Source organism: Microbacterium sp. STRO-2N (assembly GCF_057747775.1).
Map to the genome: position 1 here is coordinate 2285851 of NZ_CM173223.1, position 25933 is coordinate 2311783.

The following is a 25933-nucleotide window of genomic DNA, read 5'->3' on the forward strand; positions in this document are numbered from 1 at the left end:
TCTCAGCGCCCCCGCTCACCGACGCGGGCGGCGACGGCGGGCGGCGCGAGGCGCGCGAGCGCCGCCAACGCCTTGTAGCGCAGCGACGGCACCGACACCGCGCTTCCCCGGGCGGCGTCACGCAGCGACTGGGCGACGACGTCCCGCGCATCCAGCCACAGCACGCCGGGAATCCCCTCCTCGCCGGGCGGCAGGCCCATGCGCTCGTGGAAGTTGGTGTGGGTGTAGCCGGGGCACACCGCCGTGACCGTCACGCCGAGCGGGCGGTAGCGGAGGTTCGCCCAGCGGCTGAAGCTGATGAGCCACCCCTTGCACGCGCCGTAGGTCGAGCGCGGGATGTAGGCGGCGATCGACGCGACGTTGACGATGCGCCCGTGCCCGCGCGCGAGCATCGCGCCGAGCGCCGCGTGCGCGAGGCGCATCGGCACCTCGACGTGGAGGCGCAGATGCCGCACCTCGTCGTCGATGTCGTTGCGCTCGAACGCCAGCGGCAGCCCGAAGCCGGCGTTGTTGACGAGCACCTCGACCGGGCGCTCGTCGTGGGCGACGCGCCTCTCGACCTCGGCGCGCTCGTCCGCGTCGAGCAGGTCGGCGGCGAGCACCTCGACCTCGACGCCGTGCGTGCTCCGCAGCTCGGAGGCGAGCTCCTCGAGTGCGTCGCGGTCGCGCGCCACGAGCACCAGGTCCGCGCCCTTGGCGGCGAGCTGCCGTGCATACTCCGCTCCGAGTCCCGAGCTGGCCCCGGTGATCAACGCCGTCGTCATGCGGGTCAGCCTATGTCGCGCGCTCCAGCACGAGGAAGCGATACCGGATGCCGGTGCGCGAGGTGTGCCAGCCGTCCGGTGGGTCGACGCTCATCGTGCGCCAGTCGCTGCGGTCCGGTGCGCGGGTGTCGCCGTCGACGTCGACGTCGAGCTCGGTCACATCCAGCCGGTCGGCCAGGGCGATCGCCTCGCGGTACAGCTGTCCGCCGCCGATGACCCAGACCCGCTCGGGGTCGGTCTCCCCCGCCGCGGCCAGTGCGGCCTCGAGGGATGCCGCGCGCTCGGCTCCGGCATCCGCCCAATCGTCCTGCCGCGTCACCACGATGTTGCGGCGGCCCGGCAGCGGACGGAACCGCTCGGGGAACGACTCCCATGTGCGCCGGCCCATGACGACCGGCGCGCCGAGGGTCGCGCTCTTGAAGTGCGCGAGATCCTCGGGCACGTGCCACGGCATGCCGCCCCGCGCGCCGATGACGCCGCCCCGGGCCTCGGCCCAGATGAGGCCGACCGGAGCGGTCACACGGCCACCGCGCCACGGATGGCGGGGTGATGCCGGTAGTCCTCGAGCACGAAGTCCTCGAACGTGTAGTCGAAGATCGACGCGGGCGTGCGCGCCAGGCGCAGCGTCGGATACGGGTAGGGGTCGCGCGTCAGCTGCTCGCGCACCTGCTCGAGATGGTTGTCGTAGATGTGGCAGTCGCCGCCGGTCCACACGAAGTCCCCCGGCTCTAGACCGGCCTGCTGCGCGACCATCAGGGTCAGCAGGGCGTACGAGGCGATGTTGAACGGCACGCCGAGGAAGAGATCGGCGCTGCGCTGGTACAGCTGGCACGACAGCCGTCCGTCGGCCACGTAGAACTGGAACAGCGCGTGGCACGGCGCCAGCGCCATGTCGGGGATGTCGGCAGGATTCCATGCCGACACGACCAGGCGCCGCGAGTCGGGATTCGCACGGATCTGGTCGAGCACCAGCTGGATCTGGTCGATGTTCTCGCCCGACGGCGTCGGCCACGAGCGCCACTGCACGCCGTAGACCGGGCCCAGCTCGCCCTCGGCATCCGCCCACTCGTCCCAGATGGTGACGCCGTTCTCCTGCAGCCACCGCACGTTCGACTCGCCGCGCAGGAACCACAGCAGCTCGTAGGCGATCGAGGTGAAGTGCACGCGCTTGGTCGTGATGAGCGGGAAGCCCTGCGACAGATCGAAGCGGATCTGACGCCCGAAGACGCTCGTCGTGCCGGTGCCCGTGCGGTCGTCCTTGTGGGTGCCGTGCTCCAGCACATCGCGCAGCAGATCTTCGTACGGGGTCGGGATCGGCGTCGTCACGGCTGCCACGATACCGGCGCCGCACGACACCGGGGCGTGTTACGCCGGGAGCGTCACAATCCGGGATGCGGCCACCGTCCAGGTGAAAAGGGTTAGCCTGATCTGCTGTGACCCTCGTCGGCGCTCTGATCGCCCTCGCCGCACTCCTCGCGGCGACGGTGGCGTTCGGGGTCTTCCTCACCTGGCGGCAGTCACGACCCCAGCGCCACGTCGAGCACGAGGTGGTCGAACCGCACCGGCTGGGAGCCGACGGGCTCGGCGAGCTCGCGACGCTGCTGCAGTTCAGCACCGAGCTCTGCGCGCGCTGCCCGAGCGTGCATCGCACGCTGTCGGCGATCGCCGACAGCCACGAGGGCGTGCGCCACCTCGACATCGACCTGACGCACCGGCCCGACATCGCCAAGCACTTCCACGTGCTGCAGACCCCCACGACTCTCGTCCTCGACCGCCACGGCGTGGTGCAGACCCGCTTCGGCGGCGCCCCCAGCCGCGACGTGCTCGAGCTCGAGCTGAACCGGCTGATCGCGGAGGGCGCGAATGCGTGACACGGCGGTCCCCACGCCCCCTCCAGACGCCGCTGGCGCGTCGCCCAGAGCCTCTGGGCGCGTGGGCCCAGCCTCGGCCCGCCGCGGCGTGGATCCTCGCGGACTCCGCTTCGCGGCGGGGATCACGTCGGTGCTGCTGCTCGTCGTGGTGTTCCTGGGGTTGACGGGACTCTCCACGGCGCAGCTCGGCGCCGTGCCGTTCGGATGGTTCGGTGGGGTGGACTTCGCCTTCGTCTCGGGGCAGACGCCGTGGCTCATCACCTTCGCCACTCCGCTCCAGCGGATCCTCGACCCCGCGTTCCTGCTCCTGCTCGTGACCGGTCTGCTGTTCCTCTGGGGCACCGTCTCGCCGCGCACCGCGCCATGGGGCGTGCTGTACCGCGCAGTCGTCGCCCCGCGCCTGGCGCCCCCGGCGGAGCTCGAAGACCCGCGCCCGCCGCGGTTCGCCCAGGGCGTCGGACTGTTCGTCGTCGGCATCGGCCTGCTGCTCGACCTCGCCGGCGTGCCGTGGGCGCTCGTGATCGCCGCGGCCGCGGCATTCATGGCCGCGTTCCTCAACGCCGTCTTCGGCCTGTGCCTCGGCTGCCAGCTGTACCTGCTGCTGCAGCGCATGGGCATCGTCGGGCGTCAGCGGGCGGTCTCGCCTGAGCGCGGCGCGGATGACAGTCAACCCGTCGCGCCACGGCATCCGTCGCGATTAGGCTGACCGCGAGACGCCCCGACCGCGGGCGTTCCCCGAGCGAGGAGGCCCCCATGACCGTCACGAGCGAAGCCACCACCGTCTGGAAGGGCGGCCTGACCGACGGCTCCGGCGAGGTCACGTTCGTCTCGTCCGGCCTGGGCACGTTCGACGTCAACTGGAAGGCGCGCAGCGAGGGCTCGACCACGACCACGACGCCGGAGGAGCTCATCGCCGCAGCCCACGCATCGTGCTTCTGCATGGCGTTCTCGGGCGCGCTGGCGAACAACGGCACTCCCCCGGAGTCGATCGACACGACGGCGTCGGTGACGTTCAAGCCGGGCACCGGCATCACCGGCAGCCATCTCAACGTCAACGCCGTCGTGCCGGGCATCGAGCCCGAGGACTTCGAGCGCATCGCTCAGGAGGCGAAGGCGGGCTGCCCCGTCTCGCAGGCCCTCGCGGGCATCGAGATCACGCTCGAGGCGACGCTTGCCTGAAGCCCCCGCGGCTGAGGACCGGAGTCCGACGCGGCTCCGGAGGGTGGTCGTCGGCGGCGCGTCGGGGCTGATCGGCTCGGCGCTCGTCGAGAGCCTGCGCGCCGACGGCGTCTCGGTCACGAGACTCGTGCGGCGCGCGCCCGAGCGGCCCGACGAAGTCGAGTGGCTCACCACGCCGTCGAGCCTCGACCCGGCGGTCCTCGCGGGCGCCGACGCCGTCGTCGGCCTCAACGGAGCGAGCATCGGGCGTTTCCCCTGGACGCGCGCGTACAAATCCCAGCTCGTGTGGTCGCGCATCACGCCGACGCGCGCACTCGCACGCGCGGCGCGCGAGCTCGGCACGGACGCTCCGCACCTGGTGTCGGCGTCGGCCGTGGGCTACTACGGCACGGCGCCGGGAGTGCAACTCACCGAGCACTCCCCGCGCGGCGAGTCGTTCCTCGCGGACCTGTGCGGCGAGTGGGAGGGCGCCGCACTCGCCGCCGGACCGCACGCGCGGGTCTCGCTGCTGCGCACGGCGCCCGTGGTGCATCCGGACGGGGTGCTGAAGCCGCTCCTGCTGCTCACGCGCCTGGGCGCGGGCGGCCCGATCGGCCGCGGGACGCAGGCGTGGCCGTGGATCTCGCTCGAGGACCAGGTGCGCGCGATCCGCCACGTGATCGAAACGCGCATCGAGGGACCGGTTAATCTGGCGGGGCCCACGCGTGCGACGGCCAACGACCTGGGGTTCGCCGTCGCGGTCCGCATGAACCGGCCCTACCTGGTGCGCGCGCCGGCGTGGGCCATGAAGCTCGTGCTGGGCCGCGACGCGACCCAGGCACTGCTCACGGCCGACATGCACGTCGTGCCCGAGGTGCTGGAGGAGTCGGGTTTCGCGTTCAGACACCGGACCGTCGAAGATGCCGTCGCCGCGGTGGTCCCCGCCGCGAGCTGAGCAGCGCGCTCGCTCACGGGCGTGCGAAAACACCAGTCCGTCAGGCGACACGCCGCGTCGAGGCATCCGTCGCCGGCGTGTCGCCCTCGCCGAGGAGCGTTCTCGCACGTCGACTCGGCGAGGTGAGGACGTGACCGGCTTCAGGCGCGGTCGGCGGATTCCAGCCGGATCGCGGTGCGCACGGCCTCACGGGCGCGGCGCCGATCGCCCGCGGCGTCGTAGGCGAGCCCCAGCCGGTACCACGCACGCCAGTCGTCGGGGTGCGCCTCGACGTCGTCGCGATACCGCGGGAACACGGCATCGCCGTCCTCGCGCACGACACGTCCGCTGGGGCGCACCGTGACCTCATCCTGCGGGAGACCGCCTTCGCGCTCGAGCCGCCTGCCGAGCTGTTGCGCACGGGCGCCGAAGTGGAGCTCGCGGCCGAGCCCCCACGCCGCCAGCAGCGGCAGCACGACGAGCCCCGCCCCCATCGCCACGCCGATCGGATCGCCGCTGGTCAGCAGGATCCACGCGCGCTGGCCGACGAGCACGATGTACAGCGCCAGCAGCGCCGCCATCACGGCGACGCCGATGCGCGCGTTCATGCCCCGGTGACCCGCGCGACCTGACCGGGAACGCCGTCTTCCGCGACCGGCGCGGCGTCGGCGGTGCGGGCGCGGCGACCCACCCCGATGTCGATGAGGCTGTCGAGGCCGATGACGACTCCCGTCGCGTCGCGTGCCGCGTCGAGGGCGAGACGGATGCCGGGGGCATAGGCCAGCGCCGGCTCGATGGTGTCGTGCACGACGGTGAGCGACTCCCCCGCACCCGAGAGGATCGTCTCCTGCCGCGCGATGACGCCGGGGCGCCGCAGCGAGTGGATCGGGACGCTCGCGACCTGCTGTCCGCGCGCGCGCTGATCGACATGAGGCGACTCGACCGGTCCGACCTCCGTCCGCGCGGCGGCGATCAGCTCCGCGGTGCGCACCGCGGTGCCGCTCGGCGAGTCGATCTTCGTCTCGCGGTGGGCCTCGACGATCTCGATCGACGGGAAGTACGGCGCCGCTGCGGCGGCGAGGGCCGATCCGAGCACGGATCCGAGCGAGAAGTTCGGGATGAACACCGCGCCCGTACCTGCGGCGTCGACGAGCGGGCGGATGAGGGCGACGCGTTCGGCCGACCATCCGGACGTTCCCACCAGCACGTTGATGCCGCGCTCGATCGCGGCGCGCACGATGTCGATGGAGACAGCGGGCGTCGAGGCGTCGACCACGAGGTCGGCACCATCGAGCTCGGCGAGCTCGGAGCGTGAGGACAGCACAGCGGCCACCTCGTATCCGGGCTCGGCCTCGACCACGTCGCGGATGATCCCGCCGAGTTTGCCGGTGCCGCCCACGATGGCCACGCGCGTCGTCATGGCCTCCATCCTAGGCGCGCGTCCGGATCCACCCGGCCCGCGGGACTCGTACGCTGGACGGGTGGTGACCCTCCGTCCGTCCGCCGTCGACGCCCCCGACGCGCACGAGCTCCTCGCCGAGTACTTCCAAGCCCGCACCGACGGCTTCGCCGCCCTCGACGTCGCGTATCGCACGACGTTCCCCGATCCGGCGGCGTTCGTTCCTCCCGCCGGCGTCTTCGTCGTGCTGGACGACGACGAGGGCACGCCGGTCGGCTGCGCCGGCATCCGTCTCATCGCAGACGGCCCCCACGGCACCCGCTACGAGGTGAAGCACCTGTACCTGCGACCCGCGACGCGCGGGCGCGGATGGGGACGCCTGTTGATGGACGAGCTGGAGACTCGTGCGCGTGCGTTCGGCGCGCGAGAACTGGTGCTCGACACGCACCACTCGCTCGAGGCGGCGGCGGCTCTCTATGCGCGCACCGGGTTCGTGCCGGTCGAGCCGTACAACGACAACCCGAACGCCACGCGCTGGTTCGGCAAAGTGCTCTGAGCCGCCGGGGGCCTGCGACCGTCAGGCGGAGCGGAGCGCCGTCACCGGCTCGATGCGTGCGGCGCGTCGGGCGGGGATGCCGCCCGCCACGAGCCCGACGACGGCGCCGAGGACCGCACCGCCGACCGCCACCAACGGGTCGACGATCGGTGTCCATCCCTGCAGCAGTGAGACCCCGACCACGGCCATCACGCCGAGCGACGCGCCGATGAGCCCGCCGAGCAGGCCGATCACGATCGACTCGACCACGAACTGCGCGGCGATCTGTCGTCCGGTCGCGCCGAGCGCTCGTCGCAGGCCGATCTCGGGCGTGCGCTCCATCACCGTCAGCATCGTCACGTTCGCGATCCCGAGGCCGCCGGCGAGGAGGACGATGGCGCCGAGGATCAGGAAGACGACGTTGACATCCGCCTGGACGCTGCTGCTGAGGTCCGAGCGGCCCGCCGGCGCCGACACGTCGAACGAGTCGGGCGCGTCGGGCGCGAGGGCGATCGCCGCCTGTTCGGCCACCTGCGGGCCCGCTCCCGGGGCGATCCGGATCACGAGCTCGTCTGCGCCCGCGAGCGCCGCGTCGGCTCGCGCGGCAGAGATCGGCACCACGACGGCGTCGAGGAGGTCGGCGCGGCGCTCGGGCTCGTCGAAGATTCCGATGACGGCATACGCCAGTCCCGCCACGAAGATCGAAGGCTGGCTGTCGACCCGGTTCACGCCGAGCCGCTCAGCGGCCCGGGCACCGAGCACCGCCACGCGATCACCGCGCCGGTCGTGGCCGACGTCGAACATGCGGCCGGTGACCACGCGGGCATCGGTCACCGCCAGCACGTCCGCGGTCGCGCCGACCAGCGGCGGCGAGGCCACCGCCGGGGCCGACGGATCGTTCACCGGCACGGCCGTGATCGTCTCCTCGCCGAGGTCGGCCTCGCCGATGAGCGCGGCGGCCTCCACGCCGACGAGCCGCGACACGCGATCGGCGGCATCCCACGGCAGTGTCGACGTGGCGACCTCCGACCCCGACGCGGTGCGCGCCGACGCCGGCTCGACCACGACCTGCGTCGCGGCGACCGCATCGAACTGACGTGCGATCTGCCCGGCCGCGGTCTGCGCGAAGCCGAGCGTCGCGACCAGGGCGCCGATCCCGAGGATCGTGCCGGCCACGGTCATAGCGAGTCGCGCCGGCCTGGTGCCGATGTCGGCCGTCGCCTCGACGAGAAGGTCGCCGAACGTGTACCGGTCGGCGCGAGCGACCTTCGGCACGAGCGGGGTCGCCTCCTCCGCCGCGGAGGCCGCCCTCGTGGTGCCTGCTTCGTCGACGACCGCGCTGCTCATGCGACCTCCTGCAGCCGGCCGTCCGCGATGCGGATCCGCCGGCCGGCGCGTGCGGCGACCGTGGGGTCGTGTGTGATGACGACGAGAGTCAGTCCCTCGGCGTTGAGCTCGTCGAACAGGTCGAGCACGCCCCCGGTGGTGTTCGCATCGAGGTTGCCGGTCGGCTCGTCGGCGAGCACGAGACTCGGACGACTCACGACCGCGCGCGCGACGGCGACGCGCTGACGCTCGCCCCCCGAGAGGGTGCCGGGCAGGAAGCCGACACGGTGCCGCAGCCCGACGCGATCGAGCACCTCCCGCGCCCGGACCTCCCGCTCGGGCCGGGGAACCCCGCTGTAGAGCATCGGCATGAGGACGTTGTCGAGCACCGTGCGCCGCGCCATGAGGTGGAAGGACTGGAACACGAAGCCGATGCGGTGGGCCCGCACCGCCGCTCGCTGATCCTCGCTGAGGTCGCCGGTCAGATGCCCTTCGATGCGGTACTCGCCGACGCTCGGGCGATCGAGCAGCCCCAGGATGTTGAGCATCGTGGACTTGCCCGAGCCGCTCGGTCCGACGATCGACACGTACTCCCCCGGGTCGATGCGCAGCGACGCGCCCTTGAGCGCCTGCACCTCGGGCGGACCGGGGAACGAGCGCGTGACGTCGCGCAGCTCGACCAGGGGCGTCGTCATCGCCCCACCACGACGAGGTCGCCCTCCTCGAGCTCGCCCTCCTCGGCGCGCACCTCGACCGAGCCGTCGGCGGCGAGGCCCGTCTCGACCACCACCAGCCGCGTCTCGGCGCGGTCGCCCTCGCGGGGGTCGCCGTCGACGACCTCGACGCGGCTCTCGCCGCCGGGGCCGGCGGTCACCGCGGCGAGCGGCACGTACAGCACGTCACCCGCCGTCGCGCCGACAGGGATCGACACCCGGACGTTGGCACCCTGCAGCTGCATGACCTGTTCGGGTGTCAGCGGGTCGGGCGCGAAGCCGATCGTCCAGCGGTCGTCCGAGCCCTCGCCCGGGACGATCTCGGCGATCACCGCGCGGTGGGCCGCGCCGTCGGGAAGCTCGAACGTGGCTTCGCCGCCGACCTCCAGCAGCTGCGCGTCCGGCTCGGCGGCCGATCCGGTCAGCTCGAGGGTCGCACCCGAGACGGTCATCGCGACCCCCTGCAGCAGCCCGCCGCGCGCGGCGGTCACGGCGTCCACACGCCGCGGCAGCGATCCGAGGTACAGCACCTCGCTCGACGGCAGGTGCGGCAGCGCCTCCTCGCGGGCGCGTGTCACGGCCTCCTGCGCCTGCGCGAGCTGCGTGCGCGCGGCGTCGACGGCGGCGCGCTGCATGCGCGTGTCCGGCGGCGCGGCGACCTCGTCCCTCCGGAGCTTCGCGAGGGCGAGGGCGTCCTCCAGGTCGGCGACGACCAGGGGAAGGACCGGATCTGCGGACTTCGCCGCATCGAGCTCCCGCTGCGCGCTCGCGACCTGGTTGTCGGCCTCGCGCAGCGCGACCGCCGAAGCGCCGGACCGGGCGCTCGCCAGCTCCTCCTCGGCCGCCGTCAGCGACTGCTGGGCCGCGGTCACCCCTTCGGCCGCTGCCTGAGCCGCCTCGTCGGCGCCCTCCGGGGCGGGCGGCGGCAGATAGCCGGCCCTCTCGTAGAGCGCGACGACGGCCTGCGCGGCAGCCGCGTCGAATACGTCGGATGCCGGATCCCCCGCGTCGATGCCCACCGCGGCCATCGCCTGCTTGAACTGCGTGACGTCAGGTCCCGACATCCCGAACCGCAGCGATCGGTACGCAGGGAGGTCGCCCGGGAGGACGATGACCGGGCGGCCGGCGATCTCGAGCGCGATCGAGAGCGGGCCGAACTCCGCGCCGGCCTCCGGGACGCGGCCGGTGACGATGGCCGGTCCCGACAGCGACGACGTGTCGAGGGTGACCTCGACCGCGTCGGCGTAGCCGACCTCGCCGCGGATCGTGACGTCGTTGCTGAGCGGGCCGTATTCCACGGGCACGGTGATGAGACCGGGCTCCGGCGGGTCGGCGCGCGCGGCCGCCTCGGCCGGTGAGATGACGAAGCGGCCGACCAGGAGGCCGGCGGCCAGACTGGCCACGGCGATCACCGCGACGATCCACAGCGCGCGGTTGCCGTCGAACACGCGCCGCCAGCGCGTCGCCCATCCCACGCGCGCGCGCTCGGCCTCGGCCTCGCCGTCCACCGGGCGGTCGACATCGGCGCCGGCATCCGGATCCAGCAGATCGTCGAAGGCGTCAGCCGACGCGGCCGCGCCCTCGCCGGGCTCGGCGCCCGACTCGTCTGCGAGCGGTACGTCGGCCGCCGCCGCCTCGGGAAGGGCGGCGTCTCGAGGTTCCGCCACGTCAGCGACCCTGCTCCGCGGCCGCCTTCAGCGCGTCGAGCTCGGCCTTGTGGTCGGCGATGAACTCCTCCTCCAGTGCGAACTGGATCTCCGCGTGGGCGGCACGGTACCCGGTCTTCTCGCGGCATTCGAGATCGGCCAGCGCGATCTCGATCTCGCGTTCGCCGAGCCTCGCGAGCTCGGGGTCGTCCTCGACCCACTCGGTCTGGTTCTCGTAGTACTCGTTGAGCTCTTCGTTGAACTGCATCTGGGCATCGGCCTGAGCGTCGTAGCCGGAGTGGCCGGCGTCGGCCATGCACGAGCTCCACTCGGCGTTGATCTCGTCGAACGCGTCGGATTCCTGGGTCTCGGTCCAGAACTCCTCGATGTCCTTCATGAGCGGCTCGAACTCATCGGACATCGCCGGGTTCTGCTGCTCCATCTCGTGCTGGGCGTACCCGTGGCAGCCCGCCGTCTCCCAGTTCCACTCGTACGAGCCGTCCTCGTCGAGCTGGTCCTCGGGGACCGGGGGGCCGCTCAAAGTCTCGTAGTACGCCTGCTGCTCCGACTCCGACAGGCTCATGACGTAGTCCTGGTTGGGATCGACCCACTCCTCGTCGGTGGGGGCCGGATCGTCGCGGCCGGGGAAGTTCACCATCCCGTAGCCGTACTGCGCCACCCACTCGCGGTCCTCGGGCTTCCACTCGTCGCCCGAGAACACCATGCCGCCGTTCTGCACGACCGGGATGTACTCGAAACCCTCCTCCGCCATGCATTCCGCGATGAGCTCCTCGCGCTGCTTGTTCTCCTTCTCGAACCGCGCCTGCTGCTCCTTCTCGGACAGATCACCGCCCCACACCGCCGACATGTACTTGTTCAACGGCGAATCCACCGGATCGGGGGCGCCGCCGGAGGCCTGCCCGGAACAGGCGGTGAGAGCGGCCGTCACGACGACGGCGGCGGCGAGGGCGAGCGGGGCGGTTGTGCGCATGGCGACTCCGTTGGGGGATGACCGACGACGAGCACCTCGGTGGGCATCGCGTCGATCGCGCTGACCGCTTCGGCGAACTGGGCGCCTCAGCCGCGCGAGTGTCCGAGCTGCGCTGGATGGGCCCTGTCACAAAGGATGTGTCCGCGGGCGCCGGTTCCCTGACACGCGCCGCTCAAGCGTTGCCGAACCGTTACCCGGCTTCAGACCGGGTAGAGCTCGGGCAGACCAGTGCGCAGCTCGACCGGCAGGTGCGACATGTCGTTGTGCGACAGAAGCGTCCACGGACGCCCCTGCTTCTGCGCGATGACGGTCAGTCCGCAGTGAGCCTGGTTGAGCGTCATCCAGCGCCAGTCCGGCGCCTGCAGCACCTCGCGCACGAACCACGAGATCACGAAGTTGTGGGTGATGAGCAGCTCGTGCACCTCACCCCGCTTGCGTACCAGGAACTCGCTGACCGCGTCCGACATCTGTGCGCGGCCCGCCTCCACCTCCGCCTCGGTCACCGAGCCGAAGAACGGCTCGAACACGGTGGGCGTCTCCTCGGTCATGCCCGTCGGCACGCAGTCGAACAGCAGGGCGGAAGGCTCGGGCGACAGAGAGGGCATCCGCTCGGCGACGGCGCGCGCCGTCTGGCTCGCGCGCTCGAGCGGCGAGTGCCACACCGCGTCGAAGGGCACGCCCGAGAGCCGGTCCGCCAGGAGCGACGCCTGGCGACGGCCGCGCGGAGAGAGCGGTCCGTCGACGAGTCCGTGCTCGGCATCCTGATGCTCGCCATGCCGCACGAGGTAGATGTAGTGCGTCACGCAGCTCACTCCGTCGGGGGTCGCGTGCCCCGATGGGGCACCTCTTCCACCCTACGACACGCGGCGGATGCCGCACCCGGCGCTGTGGACGGTTGCATGGCCGGCCGTGCGTGTGCTACTCGGATGCCCGGGCGATGTCGGCCAGCTGCGCACGGCTGAGGCGCACGCCCACGCCCTGCACGAGCTCTTCGACCTGGCCGGGTGCGTACGCGTTGACGATCGGCGCGGTGACGAGCTTCTGAGCGAGCAGCCAGGCCACCGCCACCGCGGCATCGGGAACGCCCAGCTCCGCACCCACCGCGTCGAGCGCGCGCAGAGTCCGGTTGCCGCGGCGGTTGAGATTCGCCGCGAGCTGGGCGCCGCGCACCGACAGCGACCCGCGCTGCTTGGAGCGCAGACGACCCGCCAGGAACCCGTGCTCGAGCGCGTGCGACGGTGTCACGGCCATCCCCTGGGCGCCCGCGACGAGCCGCAGGTCCGCGTCGAACTCGTGGCGGCGCAAGACGTTGAACGGGACGTCCAGCACCGTGATGCGCGGATACCCCGCCGACGCGAAGATGCGCGCCTCGACGAGCTGAGCCGCGGTGTAGCCCATCGCTCCGATCGTGCGGGCCTTGCCCGTCTCCACGAGCCACTCCGCGGTGGCGAGGGTGTCTTCGAGCGCGGTGCTGCGATCGCCCGTCGCGTCGAGGTAGAGCACGTCGATGCGATCGGTGCGCAGCCGCGTCAGCGACGCCTCGACGGCCCGCACCAGGTTCACCGGACCGAGTCCGGGGTTGTCGGCGTGGCCGCCGACCCGCACCGCGAGCACGACGTCGTCGCGCAGACCCCGCGAATGCAGCCACTGCCCGACGATGTGCTCGCTGCGGCCGCTCGAGAAGCTGTCGGACGTGTGCACGGCGTTGCCGCCGAGCTCGGCGTACGCGTCGAGGATGGCGTGGCTCGACTCGAGGTCGACGTTCCAGCCGAACTCGGCCGCACCGAGGATGAGGGGGAACACCGACAGGCCGCTCTCGTCGAGCGCGACGCGCACGTTGCTGCCCACACCCGGACCTTGCACGGGGATGGGCGCCGACGGGTGCACTCCGTCCGGGGCGGCCCCCTGCGCGGCACCGGTGGCTGCCGCGTCCGGGCTCGTCGACGGGAGCGTCGAGTCAACGCCGAAATAAGCCATGTGCCACCCCCTCACGCGACCCGAAGAGCCTCGTGATCACTGCCGCGCCCCCCCGGCGCGTACTTAGAGGGTAGGGCAGAGCGGCCCGGACTCAGCCCGCCGCGGCGAACTGCCGATAAACATTGCATAACGCTTTGATCACGACGGATGCCCGCCCCCTCCCCTCCGGGAGCGGACGGGCATCCGCGAATCGCCGCGCTCAGCCTTCGGCGGGAGCCTCCGGACCCGGGTTGGCCGCCGCGCGGCCTTCCTGGTCGGCGGCCTCTTCGAGCACCGGCTCGAGCGAGAGCTTGCCGCGGTCGTCGATCTTGGTGATGCGCACCAGGAGCTTCTGACCGACGCCCAGCACGTCCTCCACGTTCTCGACGCGCTTGCCGCCGGCGAGCTTGCGGACCTCGCTGACGTGCAGCAGGCCGTCCTTGCCGGGCAGGAGCGAGATGAACGCGCCGAACGTCGCGATCTTCACCACGGTGCCGAGGAACTGCTCGCCGACCTCCGGGTTGGTGGGGTTGGCGATCGCGTTGACCTGGGCGCGGGCGGCCTCGGCCGACGGGCCGTCGACGGCGCCGATGTAGACGGTGCCGTCCTCCTCGATGGAGATGTCGGCACCGGTCTCGTCCTGGATCGCGTTGATCGTCTTGCCCTTGGGACCGATGAGCTCGCCGATCTTGTCGACCGGGATCTGCACGCTGATCACGCGCGGAGCGGTCGGCGCCATCTCGTCCGGGCCGTCGATCGCGGCGTTGAGGACGCCGAGGATCGTGAGGCGCGCCTCCTTGGCCTGCGTCAGAGCGGCCGACAGCACAGACGACGGGATGCCGTCGAGCTTGGTGTCGAGCTGGATCGCGGTGACGAACTCGCTCGTGCCGGCGACCTTGAAGTCCATGTCGCCCAGGGCGTCTTCGGCGCCGAGGATGTCGGTCAGCGCGGCGTAGCGCGTCTGGCCGTCGACCTGGTCCGACACGAGGCCCATCGCGATGCCCGCGACCGGCGCGCGCAGCGGCACACCGGCGTTCAGCAGCGACAGGGTCGAGGCGCACACCGAGCCCATCGACGTCGAGCCGTTCGACCCGAGCGCCTCGGACACCTGGCGGATGGCGTACGGGAACTCCTCGCGGCCGGGCAGCACCGGCACGAGCGCGCGCTCGGCGAGGAAGCCGTGGCCGATCTCGCGGCGCTTGGGGCTTCCGACACGACCCGTCTCACCCGTCGAGTACGGCGGGAAGTTGTAGTGGTGCATGTAGCGCTTGTGCGTGACGGGCGACAGCGAGTCGATCTGCTGCTCCATCTTGAGCATGTTCAGCGTCGTGACACCCAGGATCTGGGTCTCACCGCGCTGGAAGATCGCCGAGCCGTGGACGCGCGGGATGACCTGCACCTCGGCGTCGAGCGGGCGGATGTCCGCGAGGCCGCGACCGTCGATGCGGACGCCCTCGGTGAGGATGCGGCCGCGGACGATCTTCTTGGTGACCGACTTGTACGCAGCCGAGAACTCGATCGTCGCGACGGCGGGAAGCTCGTTCGCCTCCACCGCGGCGAGCAGCTCGCCCTTGACGCGGTCGCGGAGGGCGTCGTCGGCGTTGTTGCGCTCGGTCTTGTCGGCGATCTGGTAGATGCCGACGAGCTCGTCGTATGCGCGGCCGGCGACGAAGTCGTAGACCTCCTGGCTGTACGCAGGGAAGACCGGGTACTCCTGGATCTCCTTCGCCGCGGTGTTCGCCACGACGTTCTGCGCCGCGACGAGCTCCTTGATGAACGGCTTCGAGGCCTCGAGGCCCTGTGCGACGATCTCTTCGCTCGGCTTGGTGGCGCCCGCCTTGATGAGGTTCCAGCTGTGCTCGGTGGCCTCGGCCTCGACCATCATGATCGCGACGTCGCCGTCCTCGAGCACGCGGCCCGCGACGATGAGGTCGAAGACGGCCTCCTCGAGCTGCTTGGTGTTCGGGAACGCGACCCACTGGTCGGCGTGCTCGCCGTGGCCCGGGATGAGCGCGAGGCGGACACCGGCGATCGGGCCCGAGAACGGCAGACCCGAGATCTGGGTCGACAGCGAGGCGGCGTTGATCGCCAGCGCGTCGTAGAACTCGCCGGGTGCGATCGAGAGCACCGTGACGACGATCTGCACCTCGTTGCGGAGGCCGTCGACGAACGACGGGCGCAGCGGACGGTCGATGAGACGGCACACGAGGATCGCCTCGGTCGAGGGACGACCCTCGCGGCGGAAGAACGAGCCGGGGATCTTGCCCGCCGCGTACGAGCGCTCTTCGACGTCGACGGTCAGCGGGAAGAAGTCGAAGCCCTCGCGCGGGTGCTTGCCGGCGCTGGTGGCCGAGAGGAGCATCGTCTCCTCGTCGAGGTACGCGGCGACGGCGCCCTGCGCCTGCTGCGCGAGTCGCCCGGTCTCGAACCGGACGGTGCGGGTGCCGAATCGTCCGTTGTCGAGGACGGCTTCGGCGGCGGTGATTTCTGGACCTTCCAAGAGGTCTCTCCTTCTTTTTTTAGGCTCGCACGCGCGTCTCGCGCACGAGCTTGATGCGAAGGAGCAGGAACAGGCAGATCTCGGCGCGCGGGGGTGCCGCGGGACTCACCAGCGCTGGTCACCAGTAGAAGACCACCCGGCGCGCGTCGACGACGGGGAACCCACCACAGGGGACCAGCTTCCTGCCGGCCTGCTCCACATGCCCGAATGGGCACTGTGCTCATATGGAATTGAGCGGATGCCCGAGGGCAACCCGAGCCAGCCTATCAGCGGGCGCCGGATTCCCGGCATCCCTGGCGGCCGTCGGATGCCGCACCTAGGGTTGGACCATGAGCACCGACGACAAGCCGGCGAGCGCGGCATCCGAAGAGATGAAGCGCAAGTTCAAGGAAGCCCTCGACAAGAAGAACGCGCAGCAGCGCTCCGGAGAGTCCCATCTGGATGGGGATTCGGCGATCCACGGCACGCACGGTGCGGTGACCAAGCGCGAGTTCCGCCGCAAGAGCGGGTAGAGGTCAGCAGGTGTGACATGAGCGATTTCCGCGAGCGCATTCCCGACGACGACCGCGACGTGCCGATCGACGACGACGCGGAGCTCGAACTGCCGCCGCCCACGATCGACCCGCTCGAGGCGATCGAGGAGGACGTGGACGAGCTGGAGGACGAGGAGCGGGAGTCGGCGATCGAAGCCGGCGAGATCGATCCCCGCACGTGAGGTCGACCGGGCGATGCGCCCACGAGTCGAGATCCGCGTCCGCTCGCGCACGCGAACGGACGCGGATCAGAGGGGTCAGCGGCTGAGCAGGACCGCCCGCTCCCGAGCGCGCCGCTCCTTTGCCTCGGCCTCGGCAACCGCGGCCGCCTCCAGGCCCTGTACGCCCACCGCGTCCGGCGCCTGCGACATCCCGTCGTGATCGCCGCCCGAGAGGGTCGTCTCGTCGAAAGGCACGTCTCCGGCGAGCACCCTGCGGGCACGCGCCGCGTCGAACTCCTTGGTCCAGGAGCCGATCAGCACCGTCGCGACGGCGTTGCCCGTGAAGTTGGTGAGCGCGCGGCCCTCCGACATGAATCGGTCGATGCCGACGATGACGCCGACTCCGTTGACCAGGTCGGGACGGTACGCCTGCAGCCCGCCCGCGAGCGTGGCGAGGCCCGCACCGGTGACCCCCGCGGCTCCCTTCGACGCGATGATCATGAACACGAGCAGCCCGATCTGTTCCGAGATCGACATCGGTGCCCCCATGCCGCTCGCGATGAACAGCGATGCCATCGTCAGGTAGATCGCCGTGCCGTCGAGGTTGAAGGAGTACCCGGTGGGGACGGTGATCCCTACGACGGGCTTCGAGACACCGAGGTGCTCCATTTTGGCGATGAGGCGCGGCAGCGCCGATTCCGACGAGGACGTGCCCACGATCAGGAGGTACTCGCGCCCGAGGTACTTCATCAGGCTGAACAGGTTGACCCGGGTGACCGCATAGAGCAGGGTCCCGAGGATCCCGACGATGAACACGAGGCACGTGATGTAGAAAGCGATCATCAGCGTACCCAGGGCCCAGATCGCCGCGACGCCCGTGTTGCCGACGACCGCCGCGATCGCCCCGAACGCTCCGATCGGGGCGAGCCACAGGATCATCCCGAGGATGCGGAACACGAGTGCCTGCAGGTGCTTGACGGCGTTCATGATCGGCTGACCCTTGTCACCCATCTGCTGCAGCGCGAACCCGACCAGCAGGGCGACGAAGAGCACCTGGAGCACGCTCTCGCCCGTGAACGCCGAGAAGAAGGTCGCGGGGATGATCCCCAGGATGAACTCCTGCGTGGTCTGGGCCTCCCCCGTCGCCTCGTACGTCGACGCAGTCATGTTCAGGCCCTCACCGGGATGCAGGAGGTTTCCGACCACGAGGCCGATCGCCAGCGCGAAGGTCGACATCACCATGAAGTACATCAGCGCCAGGCCGCCGATCTTCCCCACGGTGGCGGCCTTCGCGATCGAGCCGACCCCGACGACGATCGTGCAGAAGATGATGGGGGCGATCATCATCTTGATCAATCCGACGAATGCCTCGCCGAGCGGCTTGAGGGCGACGCCGACATCGGGCCACACGAGGCCGACGGCGGCCCCCAGCACGACGGCGGCGATGACTGCGACATACAGCCACGTGTGCTTGTCCCATGCCTGCTTGCCGCGGCGCCAGTTGAAACCGGGAAGGGTGAACGAAGTCGTCCGGGTCGAAAGAGCCATCATCGCCTCCTATAGGAACAGTCGTTGTCCGAGCGCCGGACCCGAGCGGGGTCGTGGCGTGGACCTCACAGTGCAGTCCGTCGCGTCGGGTGGCGAGTTGTGGTCGTATTGGTCGCGCTGACTCCGCAGCCGAGCATCGAGCGCGCGAAGATGGACGCCAGCAGGGCACGAGGAGGTGCGAGTGTCGGAGCGGACTCGCCGTACCAGCGCGGCATCGCTGGTGTTCGTCGCCGTCACCGGCGGGGTGGTGGTGCTCGCCGCGGTGCTCGCCGCGCTCCTCGTCCTGGACGCCCAGCGCTCGGCGCGGGTCGAGGCGGAGGAGGTCACCGGCGCCGTGGCGGCGAGCATCGCGGCGGCGCCCACCGTCGCCGAGACCCTGCAGGGTGAGCGGCCCTCGACGACGCTGCAGCCGTACGCCGAGGCGATCATGGCGAGCGTCGGCGTGGACTTCGTCACGATCATGACGCCCGACGGCATCCGGATGACGCACCGGGACCCTGCCGAGATCGGCCGGCCCTACATCGGCACGATCCCGGCCGCGCCCACCTCGCTCACCGAGGAATTCGCGGGAACCCTGGGCCCGTCGGTGCGCACGATCGTCCCGATCGCACTGGACGCGGAGCTGGTCGGATGGGTATCGGTGGGTCGCACCGTGGGCAGCATCGCCTCGGACCTCACGCCTCGCCTGCCGTCCGTGATCGTCATCGCCCTGGCCGTGCTGGCAGCGGGGCTGGCCGGCGCCCTCGTCGCCCGGCGCACGACTCGACGGGTCGCCGGCGACCTCCCCGCGGGGAGCATCCGCGACGCGGTGGCGTCGTACGAGTCGGTCCGCACTCTGGGCGAGGCGCTGCGCGCACAGACCCATGAGCACGGCAACCGCATGCACACGGCGGTGTCTCTCCTCGAGCTAGGACGCACCCATGAGGCGATCGACATCCTCACCGAGACCTCGCGGCAGAGCCAGGCGCTCGTGGACCAGGTGGCGGCGCGGACGGACGGCGATCCCACCGTCGGGGCCCTTCTCCTCGGCAAGGCGGCGCAGGCGAGGGAACGCGGCGTCGACTGGATCGCCGACATCGACCCGACCGCCCCGGCCAGCGCGCTGTCACCGGTCGATGCGGTCTCGGTCGTGGGAAACCTCATCGACAACGCCCTCGATGCGGCGGCAGCCGGCGACACGCCCCGGTGGGTGCGGGTCGCGTTCGAGCCCGCGCCGGCAGATCGGCTGCGCGTCGTCGTGTCCGACAGCGGGGCGGGCGTGCCGGACGGGCTGCGCGAGCGCATCTTCGAACACGGGTTCTCGACCAAGCCGGCGGACGCCGCCGGAAGAGGCGTCGGGCTCGCGCTGGTCCGCTCGATCGTCGAGGGTACGGGCGGCAGCATTGCGCTGACCTCCTCCCCCACAACCTTCACCGCGACCCTCCCGGCGAGGCGCCGATGATCGGGGTCCTGCTGGTCGACGACGACGCGCTCACGCTCGAGCTTCATCGGACGTACATCGAGCGCATCGACGGATTCCGCGTGGCTGCGGAGTGCACGGGCGCCAGGGCGGCCCTGACCGCGATTCTCGATCGCCGAGCCGGGATCGACCTCGTGCTGCTGGATGTGACGATGCCCGATGGCACCGGGCTCGACGTCCTCCGGCACGCGCGCGCCCGAGGATCCGACATAGACGTGATCGCCATCACCGGCGTGCGCGACGCGGATGTCGTGCGTCAGATGGTCAGCCTCGGAGTCTCGCAATACCTCGTCAAGCCCTTCACGTTCGCAGTCTTCCGCGAGCGTCTGGAGCAGTATCGCGAGTACCGCCATCGGGCCCGTGCGGCGGCGGGCGCGCCGACCCAGTCGGAGATCGACGCGTTGCTGGGCGCGTTCCGTCCCACGATCGCGACCGAGCTGCCGAAGGGCCTCTCGAGCGCCACGCTCGAGCGCGTCACGGCAGAGGTGCGTGAGCATGGGCCGATCTCGGCCGCCGAAGCGGCTGAGCGGCTCGGGATGTCGCGCGTCGCCGCCCGACGATATCTCGAGCATCTCGTCTCGTCGGAACGGGCGACCCGCGCTCCGCGATACGGAAGCCCCGGCCGGCCCGAGTCGGAGTACCGCTGGAGCGGGAGTGATTGATCAGCCGGCCCGCACGTCGCTGCGCACCTGCCCGTCGCCGCCGATGAGCACGTAGTCGGCGTGCTTCGGGTCGAGCCCGTCCCCGGCCGTGCGGCCTCGAAGGCGCCGCCACACCCACGGCAGCGCGTCACGGCGCAGCCAGGTGCCCTGCGCGATGGGATCGTCATCGGCATGAAGGGCGGCGTCCAGCCCGCCGAGCGCCTCCGCATCGGGCACCCCCAGAGCCTCGGCCGCGCGATACGCGAGGAAGCGATGGCCGCGGGAGCGCAGGTGGACCTTGTCGTCCGCCCACAGCTCGAGCTCGCCGATGGCGGGCAGCGCGTCGAGATCGAGCAGGATCGCTCCGGTGTCGGCCGCGATTCTCCGCAGCTCCGAGGCGTACACGGCGAAGCGGCGCGCGAACAGCACGGCGGCCCGCCGGCGCGGCAGGAACGGCGTCACGAGCAGGACGTCGATCCCGGCATCCCGAAGCGTGCGGACCGCACCCGCGAGCACCGCGGCGAGAGCGATGGGATCGACGGCGCGGCCGACGAGGTCGTTGGCGCCGATGAGGATCGACACGAGGTCGGGGCGCAGCGCGAGAGCGCGTGGCACCTGCTCGTCGACGAGGTGCGCGACACGGCGGCTGCGCACGGCGAGGTTCGCGTAGCGGAAGGGCGCCCGATCGGCGCGCGAGTGCGCGAGCAGCTGCGCGAGCCGGTCGGCCCATCCGCGATACTCGCCCGACGGCATGCGGGAGGCATCGCACAGGCCCTCGGTGAGCGAGTCGCCGAGTGCGACGAACCGCGACCAGCCGCGGGACTCGGCGGCGCGAGGCCGGGGCGGGGCGGGACGGATCGCGACGCGCCGCGACTGCGCGTCGTCGATGGGGCGCAGCATCCGTGCCTCCTCGTAGTGCCCGACCAGCCGTTCGCACAGCGCGGCCCACGTGCGCTCCCTTACAGACTCGCGGGCGGCGGCGGCGAAGGCGTGACGCTTGCCGTCGTCGCCGACGAGGTCGGAGACGCGCGCCCGCAGGTCGCCGAGGTCGCCGGGGCGGTAGAGCCAGCCGTCGACGCTGGATCGCACCAGATCGACGGGCCCGCCGACGCCGGTGGCCACGACCGGCACGCCACTGGCGAGCGCCTCCTGGATCGTCTGGCCGAAGGTCTCGCTCTCGCCCGGGTGGACGAAGACGTCGAAGCTCGCGAGCGCCTCGGCGAGCTCGAGGCCGCCGAGCTGTCCCGTGAAGACGGCACCCGGGAGCGCGGCTTCGAGCGCCCCACGCGCGGGACCGTCGCCCACGATCACCAGACGCGTGCCCGAGAGATCGGCGAGCGCGGCGAGGTCCTCCACCTGCTTCTCGGGGGCGAGCCGGCCCACGTAGCCGATGACCGTCTCTCCCGGCGCGATGCGTTGCCGCCACGCCTCGCTCCGGCGCTCCGGCCGGAACCGCTCGGCATCGACACCGCGTCCCCACCGGCGCAGGCGATCGACCCCGAGGCCCTCCAGCTGCCGGAGCGATGCGGTCGACGGCGCCAGCGTGAGCGTGGCCCGGCGGTGGAGTCGCGCGACATGTCGGCCGACGAGGACCGCGGCCTGCGGCATCCCGTACTTCTCCGCGTATGCGACGACATCGGTCTGGTACACCGCGACCGACGGGATGCGGAGCGCATCGGCGACCGCAACGCCCTGCCAGCCCAGCACGAACGGCGAGGCCAGGTGCACGACGTCGGGGTCGAAGTCGCGCAGGATCGCCGCCAATCGCGCCGCGCGGGCGAACACCACGCGCACGTCCGGATACGACGGCAGCGGCACCGAACGCAGCAGCTCGGTGCGCGCGCCGTGCAGGTCGGCGGTGACCTCGCCGGCCCTCGGCGCGATGACGAGCGTCTCATGGCCCTCCGCCTCGAGGTGGCGGAGGACCTGGAGGACCGACCCCGTGACGCCGTTCATGTGGGGCAGGAACGATTCGGCGAGCAGTGCGACTCTCACGAGTCCAGGCTGACGGGGCACGGCGGCGGCGGATGCCGCGAACCGCGTCCGCGCGCAAGTGTTCACCCGATGCTCCGAGGCAGGTCACCGGACGTGCCCCGTTCCGTCGCCGTTCACCCCGGGCGACTACCAAGGAACGCGTGGTCGAGGAGCTGCTGACCGAGGTCGCCCGCAATCCGTGGGCGCTCCTCGTGCTGTTCGCGCTCGTGCTCGGCGACGCGTTCCTCGTCGTGATCCCGGGCGAAGCCGCCGTCACGGCGTTCGGCGCACTGTCGGTCTCAGAGGGCGATCCGCCGCTGGCCGCGATCATCGCCGTCGCGACCGTGGCGGCCGTCACCGGCGACGCGGCGTGCTACCTCGTCGGCCGGACCGTCGGTCTCGAGCGGTGGCGCTGGATGCGCGCGCCCCGCGTGCGGGGTGCCCTGGAGTGGGCGCGGGCACGGTTGGAACGGCGGGCGGCGCTCGTGCTGTTCACCGCCCGGTTCGTGCCGTTCGCCCGCCTCGCGGTCAACCTGACCGCGGGCGCGACGAAGGTCGCGGCGCCCCGCTACCTCGCGATCGCCGGGATCGCCGCGTTCGCGTGGGCCCTGTACCAGGCGCTGATCGGCGCCGTGGTCGCGACCGTCCTCCCGGGCGGACCGGTGGTGGCGGTGGTCGTGTCGGTCGTGCTCGCCGTCGGCCTCGGACTCGGCGTCGACGCGATCCTTGCGCGCCGGCTGCGCAGGACGCGGGCGGACTGATGGGCGCCCGGGACTCCGGCATCCAGCCGGACGCGCGCCGTCCACGCCAGGATGGACCCGTGGCCGACGACACCCGCACCGGATACGACCCCGCGTTCCTCGGAGTCGAGGTCCCGCTCCCGCGACCCCTGGGCGACAGCGAGATCCACGAGCTCCCCTATCCGCACTTCACCGTGCTGCTCGACCCGGCGCGGCGCCTGGCTGCTGCCACGGCGGTGAACATCGACGGCTCGACGCTGCACGACCTCCCGCGCACGGGCGAGTGGCGCCTCGACGCGCGCGTGCCGGTCCGCGACCAGGCGGGTCCCGAGCTGTACGCCTCGAACGACCTCGATCGCGGGCACCTCGTACGCCGCCGCGATCCCGGGTGGGGCGAGACGGCCGAGGCGCGACGCGCGACGGAGGCGACGTTCTTCTACACGAACGCGGCTCCGCAGGCGAGCGGCTTCAACCAGTCGAAGGAGCTGTGGCTCGGGCTCGAGGACCATGTCCTGCAGTACGCCGAATCGACCGATCGGCGCCTCGGCGTCTTCACCGCGCCCGTCCTCGCGGGCGATGATCCCGAGTACCGCGGCGTGCAGATCCCGCGGCGGTTCTTCAAGGTGGCCGCGTGGGCCGCCGAGGACGCGGAGCGCGGGCCGCGGCTCGAGGCATCCGGATTCGTCCTCGACCAGTCTGAGCTGATCGACGTGCGCGCGGGCGCCCTGGCGATCCCGCGGCTGGGCGCGTTCCGCACATTCCAGGTGCCGATCGCCGACATCGAGCACCTCGCAGGGATCGATCTCGGCCCGCTCGTCGAGGCCGATGTGCTGCGGCCCTCCGTCGAGCTCAGGGGCCGGGACGTGCGCGGAGAGGACGCGTGGCGCCCTCTCCGCGCCCTGCCGGACGTGTACCTGGGCTGAGCCGCGGCTACTCCCCCGCGAGCCCGCCCAGCAGGTGCCCGAACGAGCGACCCTCGCCGAGGTAGTTCGCGGGGTCGAACGGATCGGCGTCCTCGACGGGCTGACGTCGTGCGATCGCATCGGCGAGCTCGCGCGCGCCCCGGTCGACGCGCTCGCCGAGCGGCGCGACGTTGTCGGCCGACGCGCCCCAGTCGCTCGACGCGGCGAACACTCCCGTCGACACCGGCTCGGCGTGGAGGTAGGTGAACAGCGGCCGGATCGCGTAGTCGATCGCGAGCGAATGGCGGGCGGTGCCGGCGTTCGCGCCGATCAGCACGGGCTTGCCGGTGAGGGCGTCGGGATCGAGCACGTCGATGAACGACTTGAACAGTCCCGAGTAGCTGGTCGAGAAGATCGGCGTGACCGCGATGATCGCGTCGGCCGAGACCACGGCGTTCACCATCGACTCGAGCGCGGGCGGCGCGAAGCCGGTGAGCAGGTTGTTCGTGATGTCGTGCGCGTAGTCGCGCACCTCGAAGACGTCGACGTCGACCTGGATGCCGCGCTCGGCGAGCTGCGCCGAGGTCGCAGCGGCGAGGCGGTCGGCGAGCATCCGCGTCGACGACGGGTTCGAGAGCCCGGCCGAGAGCACCGCGATGCGGCGGGGTGCCGTGGTCATCTCACGCGTCCTTCCGTGCCGAGCCGAGCCCGAACGCGGCGCCGGCGGGCGCCGGGCTGTCCTGGTAGGGGCTCTCGCCCACGAGGTTGTCGCCGCGGTTCGCGCCGGGGACCGCCTGACGCGGCGCCTGGTCGCCGTACGCCGCGGCGACGAGATTCGCGTGGGTCGGGGCATCCGGCGCCTCGGCCGGGCGGCCCTGCTGCAGCTCCTTGCGCAGCACCGGCACCACCTCTCCGCCCAGGATGTCGAGCTGCTCGAGGACGGTCTTGAGCGGCAGACCCGCGTGGTCGATGAGGAACAGCTGGCGCTGGTAGTCGCCGAACGTCTCGCGCATGGCCGCGTAGCGGTCGATCACCTGCTGGGGCGACCCGACGGTGAGCGGCGTCATCTCGCTGAAGTCCTCGAGCGACGGACCGTGGCCGTACACCGGGGCGTTGTCGAAGTAGGGCCGGAACTCGCGCACGGCGTCCTGCGAGCTGGCGCGCATGAACACCTGGCCGCCGAGGCCGACGATCGCCTGTTCGGGCGTCCCGTGGCCGTAGTGCGCGAAGCGCTGACGGTAGAGCGTGATGAGCCGCTGGTAGTGCTCCTTGGGCCAGAAGATGTTGTTCGCGAAGAAGCCGTCGCCGTAGTACGCGGCCTGCTCGGCGATCTCGGGCGTGCGGATGGAGCCGTGCCACACGAACGGCGGCACGCCGTCGAGCGGACGCGGAGTCGAGGTGAAGCCCTGCAGCGGCGTGCGGAACTTCCCCTCCCAGTCCACGACGTCCTCGCGCCACAGCCGGTGCAGCAGGTTGTAGCTCTCGATCGCGAGCGGCAGGCCCTGGCGGATGTCCTTGCCGAACCACGGGTACACCGGGCCGGTGTTGCCGCGGCCGAGCATCAGGTCGGTGCGTCCTCCCGACACGTGCTGGAGCATCGCGTAGTCCTCGGCGATCTTTACCGGGTCGTTCGTGGTGATGAGCGTCGTGGCGGTGGAGAGGATGAGCCGCTCGGTCTGCGCCGCGATGTAGGCGAGGGTCGTCGTGGGAGAGGACGACCAGAACGGCGGGTTGTGGTGCTCGCCGAGCGCGAAGACGTCGAGCCCGACCTCTTCGGCGTGCTTGGCGATCGTCAGGGTCGCCTGGATCCTCTCGGCCTCACTGGGCGTGGTGCCGGTGGTCGGGTCCTGGGTGATGTCGCTCACCGTGAAGATGCCGAACTGCATCCCCGGCCACGTGGTGCTCTCGCTCACGATCGCTTCTCCGCTTCCCCTGATTCAGGGCTCCGTTCGTCGCGCGGGATCTCCGCTTCGGCGAATCCATGCAAATGAATGTATCTCGTGCAACGCGCGCCCACCAAGGTTATTCCCGACGATCCTGCTCACGCGCGCGCGAGCACGACAGCCTCGCAAGTCGGACACCGGGGCAACGGCGTGATCGCCGAGGGCGCGCGTGAAGGCGTAGACGTGCGGATGGTCGGGCGCGACGAGCGTGACGTCGCCTGACTGGGACGCGATGCGCG

General features: G+C 71.4%; 28 protein-coding genes. 12 read left to right on the plus strand and 16 right to left on the minus strand.

All coding sequences use genetic code 11. The features are described 5' to 3' along the window. Positions 1–2: 2 nt before the first annotated feature. Genes AC3ANN_RS10705 through AC3ANN_RS10715 form a run of 3 tightly spaced genes read right to left on the minus strand, consistent with a single transcriptional unit; the run spans position 3 to position 2090 of the window. A complete protein-coding gene (locus AC3ANN_RS10705; protein WP_488337386.1) occupies positions 3–764 on the minus strand; it encodes an SDR family NAD(P)-dependent oxidoreductase in 762 nt (253 codons plus the stop codon). A 10-nt stretch (positions 765–774) separates the two neighbouring features. Beyond that, positions 775–1284, minus strand: a complete 510-nt coding sequence (locus AC3ANN_RS10710; protein ID WP_488337387.1) for a dihydrofolate reductase — start codon at positions 1282–1284, stop codon at positions 775–777. Beyond that, positions 1281–2090 (minus strand): thymidylate synthase, encoded by an 810-nt coding sequence (locus tag AC3ANN_RS10715; RefSeq protein ID WP_488337388.1) that lies wholly within the window; start codon positions 2088–2090, stop codon positions 1281–1283. Before AC3ANN_RS10715 ends, AC3ANN_RS10710 begins: the two co-directional genes overlap by 4 nt. Before the next feature lie 107 nt (positions 2091–2197). Here AC3ANN_RS10715 and AC3ANN_RS10720 point away from each other — a divergent pair, with 107 nt between their 5' ends. The 4 genes from AC3ANN_RS10720 to AC3ANN_RS10735 all read left to right on the plus strand — a co-directional run bounded on the left by AC3ANN_RS10720 (position 2198) and on the right by AC3ANN_RS10735 (position 4748). After that, positions 2198–2635 (plus strand): TlpA family protein disulfide reductase, encoded by a 438-nt coding sequence (locus AC3ANN_RS10720; protein WP_488337389.1) that lies wholly within the window; start codon positions 2198–2200, stop codon positions 2633–2635. 61 nt (positions 2636–2696) lie between these two features. After that, positions 2697–3341: a DUF4395 domain-containing protein gene (locus tag AC3ANN_RS10725; protein WP_488337390.1), complete on the plus strand. Its 645-nt coding sequence runs from the start codon at positions 2697–2699 to the stop codon at positions 3339–3341. A gap of 47 nt (positions 3342–3388) precedes the next feature. Beyond that, the gene (locus tag AC3ANN_RS10730; protein WP_488337391.1) at positions 3389–3814 is read left to right on the plus strand and encodes an OsmC family peroxiredoxin; all 426 of its coding nucleotides are present in this window, start codon (positions 3389–3391) and stop codon (positions 3812–3814) included. Further along, positions 3807–4748, plus strand: a complete 942-nt coding sequence (locus tag AC3ANN_RS10735; protein WP_488337392.1) for a TIGR01777 family oxidoreductase — start codon at positions 3807–3809, stop codon at positions 4746–4748. Before AC3ANN_RS10730 ends, AC3ANN_RS10735 begins: the two co-directional genes overlap by 8 nt. A 140-nt stretch (positions 4749–4888) precedes the next feature. On the opposite strand, the gene AC3ANN_RS10740 is transcribed toward AC3ANN_RS10735, so the two are convergent. After that, entirely contained in the window at positions 4889–5335 is a 447-nt protein-coding gene (locus AC3ANN_RS10740) for a tetratricopeptide repeat protein (RefSeq protein ID WP_488337393.1), read from the minus strand. Continuing rightward, entirely contained in the window at positions 5332–6147 is an 816-nt protein-coding gene (gene dapB / locus AC3ANN_RS10745) for a 4-hydroxy-tetrahydrodipicolinate reductase (protein ID WP_488337394.1), read from the minus strand. The genes AC3ANN_RS10740 and dapB overlap by 4 nt, the downstream gene beginning before the upstream one ends. Positions 6148–6208: 61 nt before the next feature. On the opposite strand from dapB, the gene AC3ANN_RS10750 reads away from it, so the two are divergent. After that, complete coding sequence (locus AC3ANN_RS10750; RefSeq protein ID WP_488337395.1) at positions 6209–6682, plus strand: GNAT family N-acetyltransferase; 474 nt, start codon at positions 6209–6211, stop codon at positions 6680–6682. A gap of 21 nt (positions 6683–6703) precedes the next feature. Here AC3ANN_RS10750 and AC3ANN_RS10755 read toward each other — a convergent pair whose 3' ends face one another. The 7 genes from AC3ANN_RS10755 to AC3ANN_RS10785 all read right to left on the minus strand — a co-directional run bounded on the left by AC3ANN_RS10755 (position 6704) and on the right by AC3ANN_RS10785 (position 15793). Then, a complete protein-coding gene (locus AC3ANN_RS10755; protein WP_488337396.1) occupies positions 6704–8008 on the minus strand; it encodes an ABC transporter permease in 1305 nt (434 codons plus the stop codon). Continuing rightward, on the minus strand, positions 8005–8682 hold the full coding sequence (locus AC3ANN_RS10760; RefSeq protein WP_488337397.1) for an ABC transporter ATP-binding protein: 678 nt from the start codon (positions 8680–8682) through the stop codon (positions 8005–8007). Before AC3ANN_RS10760 ends, AC3ANN_RS10755 begins: the two co-directional genes overlap by 4 nt. Then, positions 8679–10367: an efflux RND transporter periplasmic adaptor subunit gene (locus AC3ANN_RS10765; RefSeq protein ID WP_488337398.1), complete on the minus strand. Its 1689-nt coding sequence runs from the start codon at positions 10365–10367 to the stop codon at positions 8679–8681. The genes AC3ANN_RS10760 and AC3ANN_RS10765 overlap by 4 nt, the downstream gene beginning before the upstream one ends. Before the next feature lies 1 nt (position 10368). Beyond that, on the minus strand, positions 10369–11337 hold the full coding sequence (locus AC3ANN_RS10770; protein ID WP_488337399.1) for a hypothetical protein: 969 nt from the start codon (positions 11335–11337) through the stop codon (positions 10369–10371). A 200-nt stretch (positions 11338–11537) separates the two neighbouring features. Continuing rightward, on the minus strand, positions 11538–12140 hold the full coding sequence (locus AC3ANN_RS10775) for a histidine phosphatase family protein (protein ID WP_488337400.1): 603 nt from the start codon (positions 12138–12140) through the stop codon (positions 11538–11540). A gap of 115 nt (positions 12141–12255) precedes the next feature. Next, entirely contained in the window at positions 12256–13314 is a 1059-nt protein-coding gene (locus tag AC3ANN_RS10780) for an aldo/keto reductase (protein ID WP_488337401.1), read from the minus strand. Between the two features lie 199 nt (positions 13315–13513). Next, a complete protein-coding gene (locus AC3ANN_RS10785; RefSeq protein ID WP_488337402.1) occupies positions 13514–15793 on the minus strand; it encodes a polyribonucleotide nucleotidyltransferase in 2280 nt (759 codons plus the stop codon). Between the two features lie 329 nt (positions 15794–16122). On the opposite strand from AC3ANN_RS10785, the gene AC3ANN_RS10790 reads away from it, so the two are divergent. Further along, positions 16123–16305, plus strand: a complete 183-nt coding sequence (locus AC3ANN_RS10790; RefSeq protein WP_488337403.1) for a DUF5302 domain-containing protein — start codon at positions 16123–16125, stop codon at positions 16303–16305. A gap of 17 nt (positions 16306–16322) precedes the next feature. Then, positions 16323–16508: a hypothetical protein gene (locus tag AC3ANN_RS10795; protein WP_488337404.1), complete on the plus strand. Its 186-nt coding sequence runs from the start codon at positions 16323–16325 to the stop codon at positions 16506–16508. 75 nt (positions 16509–16583) lie between these two features. Here AC3ANN_RS10795 and AC3ANN_RS10800 read toward each other — a convergent pair whose 3' ends face one another. Continuing rightward, a complete protein-coding gene (locus AC3ANN_RS10800) occupies positions 16584–18035 on the minus strand; it encodes a cation:dicarboxylate symporter family transporter (RefSeq protein ID WP_488337405.1) in 1452 nt (483 codons plus the stop codon). Between the two features lie 181 nt (positions 18036–18216). Between AC3ANN_RS10800 and AC3ANN_RS10805 the strand changes: the two genes are divergently transcribed. Then, the gene (locus AC3ANN_RS10805) at positions 18217–19476 is read left to right on the plus strand and encodes a sensor histidine kinase (protein WP_488337406.1); all 1260 of its coding nucleotides are present in this window, start codon (positions 18217–18219) and stop codon (positions 19474–19476) included. Continuing rightward, positions 19473–20156, plus strand: a complete 684-nt coding sequence (locus AC3ANN_RS10810) for a response regulator (protein WP_488337407.1) — start codon at positions 19473–19475, stop codon at positions 20154–20156. Before AC3ANN_RS10805 ends, AC3ANN_RS10810 begins: the two co-directional genes overlap by 4 nt. Here AC3ANN_RS10810 and AC3ANN_RS10815 read toward each other — a convergent pair whose 3' ends face one another. Beyond that, entirely contained in the window at positions 20157–22130 is a 1974-nt protein-coding gene (locus AC3ANN_RS10815; protein ID WP_488337408.1) for a GDSL-type esterase/lipase family protein, read from the minus strand. Positions 22131–22270: 140 nt separating this feature from the next. Here AC3ANN_RS10815 and AC3ANN_RS10820 point away from each other — a divergent pair, with 140 nt between their 5' ends. Together AC3ANN_RS10820 and AC3ANN_RS10825 are read left to right on the plus strand one after the other, a co-directional pair. Beyond that, entirely contained in the window at positions 22271–22870 is a 600-nt protein-coding gene (locus AC3ANN_RS10820; RefSeq protein WP_488337409.1) for a DedA family protein, read from the plus strand. A 59-nt stretch (positions 22871–22929) separates the two neighbouring features. Beyond that, positions 22930–23772 carry a DNA/RNA non-specific endonuclease gene (locus AC3ANN_RS10825; protein WP_488337410.1) on the plus strand — a complete coding sequence of 281 codons (843 nt, stop codon included), beginning with the start codon at positions 22930–22932 and terminating at the stop codon, positions 23770–23772. Between the two features lie 7 nt (positions 23773–23779). Here AC3ANN_RS10825 and AC3ANN_RS10830 read toward each other — a convergent pair whose 3' ends face one another. Both AC3ANN_RS10830 and AC3ANN_RS10835 read right to left on the minus strand, forming a co-directional pair. Continuing rightward, a complete protein-coding gene (locus AC3ANN_RS10830) occupies positions 23780–24430 on the minus strand; it encodes an FMN reductase (protein WP_488337411.1) in 651 nt (216 codons plus the stop codon). Between the two features lies 1 nt (position 24431). After that, positions 24432–25637, minus strand: a complete 1206-nt coding sequence (locus AC3ANN_RS10835) for an LLM class flavin-dependent oxidoreductase (RefSeq protein WP_488340817.1) — start codon at positions 25635–25637, stop codon at positions 24432–24434. Positions 25638–25742: 105 nt separating this feature from the next. On the opposite strand from AC3ANN_RS10835, the gene AC3ANN_RS10840 reads away from it, so the two are divergent. Continuing rightward, entirely contained in the window at positions 25743–25916 is a 174-nt protein-coding gene (locus AC3ANN_RS10840; protein WP_488337412.1) for a hypothetical protein, read from the plus strand. Positions 25917–25933: the final 17 nt, after the last annotated feature.